We start from the raw sequence: 3,307 nt of genomic DNA on the forward strand, positions 1-3,307 counted from the left end.
GAGTTTGTTGTAACGACGATCGGCTTTGATTGGCGTGTCTTCTCCGAGGTTACGATCCCAGATTTCTCCATAATTGCCGACCTGCTTGATGACATTATAGGCCCATTTCGGGTCAAGCCCCATCGATCGGCCAAAACTGGGATCCCCCCCCAGCACACGCCGGGTCACTTCATCGCCATTTTTGGCCCTGTCATCGACATTGTCCTGGGTGATGCCATTTTTCTCGGCCCAGATAAGGACGTTGAATGTCCACCGCGATACATCGAACAGCTTGTCGTCACCACGCCGGATGGCGATCCCGTTCGGCTCGATCGCATCGCCAGTGTACATGGTTGTGTGTTCAGCAGGATTTTTCGCCACCGTAGTAATATTGCCCTGTGCTGCGAGGCCGTCAGTTACATAGGCGTCACAGCGGCCAGAAAAATAAGTATCGCGCGCAGTGATCGTCGAGTCGAAATAGACCCGCTTCATCTTGAAGCCGTTTGCCGCCTCGAGTGTGGACCGGCGTGCAAAAAGGACCCCGTTAGCGGGGTGATCGGCGTCTAAAAGGGACCCCTCATTTCGATGGTTTAAGCAGCCGGCTGGATAATCAGGCGGCGAGATCGGGATGTTGGTTTTGGAGACAGTGGTTCGGATTCGGCGCGAGTATGCCGGTGGTAAGGCGATCAAGGCGATCGCGCGGGATTTGCATGTGTCGCGGAAGGTGATCCGCAAGGCGATCCGAGCGCCGGAAGGCACATTCGACTATCAGCGCAAGGTTCAGCCACTGCCGCGGATCGGTCCGTTTCAGGATCGGCTCGATACGCTGCTGGAAGAGAATGAGGTGCGCGGCAGGCGCGAGCGGCTGCGGATGACGCGGATCCATGACCTGCTGGTGCGCGAAGGTTTTGAGGGCTCCTACGATGCCGTGCGCCGCTACACGGCGCGCTGGAAGGCCCTTCGGCGCAAGGATGCCGGCGATGGTGTCACCGCCTTCATCCCGCTGACGTTCAAGCCGGGCGAGGCCTACCAGTTCGACTGGAGCCATGAGGATGTAGAGATCGCCGGCACACCGATGCGAGTGAAGGTCGCGCATATGCGACTGTGCGCATCGCGAGCGGTCTATGTCCGAGCCTATCCACGCGAGAGCCAGGAGATGCTGTTCGACGCGCATGCGCGCGGCTTTGCCTTCTTCGGCGGCGTGCCGGGGCGCGGCATCTACGATAATATGAAGACGGCGGTGACCAGCGTGTTCACCGGCAAGGAACGGGTCTTCAACCGGCGGTTCCTGATCATGACCGCCCATTATATGATCGAGCCGACCGCCTGCTCGCCTGCGGCGGGATGGGAGAAGGGGCAGGTCGAGAACCAGGTGCAGACGATCCGGGGCCGCTTCTTCCAGCCCCGGTTGCGGTTCGCCAGCCTCGAGGAGCTCAATGGCTGGCTGGAGGCCGAGTGTCGGCGCTGGGCGGAACGGCAGGCGCATCCTGAGCAGGGCGAGCTAACCGTGGCGCAGGCGCTGGAGATCGAACGATCGGCACTGCAACCGATGCTGGGGCCGTTCGACGGCTTCAACGAGAGCGAGCATGCCGTGACGGGCACCTGCCTGATCAGCTTCGACCGCAACCGCTACTCGGTTCTCTCGACGATGGCGCGGCGCACGGTGCAGGTCCGTGCCTATGCCGACCGCATCATCGTGCGCTGCGGCGAGGAGGTTGTCGCCGAGCATCCTCGCTACTTCGGGCGTAACCGCACGATTTACGACCCCTGGCATTATCTGCCGGTGCTGGCCCGCAAGCCCGGCGCGCTACGGAACGGTGCGCCCTTCCAGGACTGGGATCTGCCGCCGGCACTGGCTCGCCTGCGCCGCAAGCTGGGGAACGGCGACGATGCCGACCGCCGGTTCGTCCGTGTGCTGTCGGCCGTGCTGACCGATGGCCTGGATCCGGTCGAAGCGGCCGTGCGCGAAGCGCTGGCGACCGGCACGGCGAGCGACGATCTGATCCTCAATATCCTGGCGCGCCGCCGCGAGCCGCCGCGCCCACTTACGATCATCACCTCCGAGGATAGCGCGCTACGCCATCCGCCGATCGCCGACTGCGCCCGTTACGACCAGCTGAGGACCTTCGATGCTGCGGCATGACATGATCGAGGCGATGCGCGGGCTTGGGCTCAAGGGCATGGCGGGCGCGTTCGACGATGCGGTCACCACCGGCCTTCAGCGCCAGCGCACCACGATGGAGATACTGACCGACCTTCTGCGGGCGGAAGCGACGCATCGCCATGCCGCGTCGATCCGATACCGGATGGCGGCCGCAAAGCTGCCGGTCGTGAAGGATATCGATGCGTTCCGGTTCGAGGGCACACCGATCAACGAGGGGCTGGTGCGTTCATTGCACAGCGGCGCGTTCCTGCCCGCACGGCGCAATATCGTCCTGGTGGGCGGCACGGGCACCGGCAAGACCCACCTGGCCATCGCTATCGCCGCCAATGTCGTTCGCTCGGGTGCGCGAGGCCGCTACTTCAACACCGTCGATCTGGTGACCCGCCTCGAGGAAGAGGCCAGGATCGGCAAGAGCGGTGCACTCGCCGCCCAGCTCGCCCGCCTCGATCTCGTGGTGCTGGATGAGCTGGGCTATCTACCGTTCGCCCGCTCAGGCGGCCAGTTGCTGTTCCATCTGATCAGTAAGCTCTACGAGCAGACCAGCGTCATCATCACCACCAACCTCGCGTTCGGCGAATGGCCCACGGTGTTCGGGGATCCCAAAATGACCACCGCGCTCCTCGATCGCGTGACCCATCATTGCGACATCGTCGAGACCGGCAATGACAGCTGGCGCTTCAAAAACCGCAGCTGACCACCCCCGCCGACCTCCGATTAAAAGATGCCTTTGCGCTGCGCGCGCCTCCGGTCGGGCTCCGCCCTCCCTACGCCGCGCGCAGCGCAAGAGCGCGTGTCCGATCAACCTTGCGCCATCTTGAAAAGGGGGTCCCTTTTGCGCGCCGATAGGGGGTCCCGTTTGCACGCCGATTGACAGTCGTGGTGCTGGATTGCTGGTACGATGCGGCCATTCCATCGCAGCTGGCAGCACAGCTATATGACGAATGGATAAAGGTAATAGACCGCCGGGCCGGTCTTGTGCACAATCCCTGCCCCCAGCCAGCTGATCTCGCCGCCACATTTCTGACCGCCGGCTTCAAGATCGACTATTCTTGTAGGCTTTTTCTCGTGCCCCTCTCCGTTTCCCAAATCGAATTATCGGCCAGACAGAGGCTTCACGAGATCCCGGAGCCTTGCGGATTGCGCGACGATCTGGAGAGGCTGCTT

3 protein-coding genes and 1 pseudogene are annotated in these 3,307 nt (G+C 62.7%); 3 read left to right on the forward strand and 1 reads right to left on the reverse strand.

Annotated elements, in window-relative coordinates; genetic code table 11:
- Positions 1 to 471, reverse strand: a pseudogene (locus tag KYX69_RS23015) (amino acid ABC transporter substrate-binding protein); the annotation flags it as partial.
- A 136-nt stretch (positions 472 to 607) separates the two neighbouring features.
- Between KYX69_RS23015 and istA the strand changes: the two are divergent.
- The 3 genes from istA to KYX69_RS23030 all read left to right on the forward strand — a co-directional run.
- Entirely contained in the window at positions 608 to 2,122 is a 1,515-nt protein-coding gene (istA, locus tag KYX69_RS23020) for an IS21 family transposase (RefSeq protein WP_300501672.1), read from the forward strand.
- Positions 2,109 to 2,837, forward strand: coding sequence for an IS21-like element helper ATPase IstB (gene istB, locus KYX69_RS23025; protein ID WP_300501673.1), 729 nt, complete (start codon positions 2,109 to 2,111; stop codon positions 2,835 to 2,837). The genes istA and istB overlap by 14 nt, the downstream gene beginning before the upstream one ends.
- Positions 2,838 to 3,010: 173 nt before the next feature.
- A partial coding sequence (locus KYX69_RS23030; RefSeq protein ID WP_300501674.1) for a hypothetical protein occupies positions 3,011 to 3,307 on the forward strand: 297 nt, incomplete at its 3' end.

The organism is Sphingomonas sp. (assembly GCF_030145815.1).
In the GTDB taxonomy this organism is placed as follows: Bacteria; Pseudomonadota; Alphaproteobacteria; order Sphingomonadales; family Sphingomonadaceae; genus Sphingomonas.